The 576-nt window shown below is 72.7% G+C and carries 2 pseudogenes; both read right to left on the reverse strand.

Annotated features, from left to right (window positions below):
- Positions 1–240: pseudogene (locus tag KBX53_RS35225) on the reverse strand (hypothetical protein); the annotation flags it as partial.
- Positions 241–251: 11 nt separating this feature from the next.
- Positions 252–576 (reverse strand): annotated as a pseudogene (locus tag KBX53_RS35230) (hypothetical protein); the annotation flags it as partial.

The raw sequence follows: 576 nt of genomic DNA on the forward strand, positions 1-576 counted from the left end.
GGCCGGGTCGTACGCGCCAGCCCGGTCGGTGTCGTCGGCCCGGTCGGTGTCGTCGGCCCGGTCGGTGTCGTCGGTCCGGTCGGGGACGGTGCTTTGGTCGTCGAAGGTGCCCCGGTCGTCGAGGGCGTCCTCAGGGACGTCGGAGCGGCCGGACCGGTCGCCGGCCGGGGGTACCGGCACGGGCGCGGACCGCACGGCCTCCGGGTGGTCGTTGCTCACCTGCTGCTCTTCCTGGCGCATCGGTGGCCTCCTCAGCGGCTCGTGGTGTCGTGGTCCGGGTGGTGGCGCTGCTCGGGCGTCTGCTGGCCGACCGGCTCCTCGCCCAGCAGGTCGGCGAAGAGTGCGCGGTAGTGCACAACCGCCTGCCGCAGCTCCTCGGTGTTGGCCTCGCCCCGGGAGTTGCGCAGGTGGATCTCGTGCGCGTCCCGGTAGTTGGTGAGGGTGCGGGCGTGCTCGACGGAGAGGTGGGCGATCTGGTCGGAGAAGTCACCGGTCGGGTAGCCCTGCTCCTCGATGAGCCGGGTGACCAGTTCGTCCGCGTCGCCCACGGTCTCGCCGGGGGAGTCGATGAAGCGG

Source organism: Micromonospora sp. M51, assembly GCF_018070305.1.
Taxonomy (GTDB): domain Bacteria; phylum Actinomycetota; class Actinomycetes; order Mycobacteriales; family Micromonosporaceae; genus Micromonospora; species Micromonospora parva.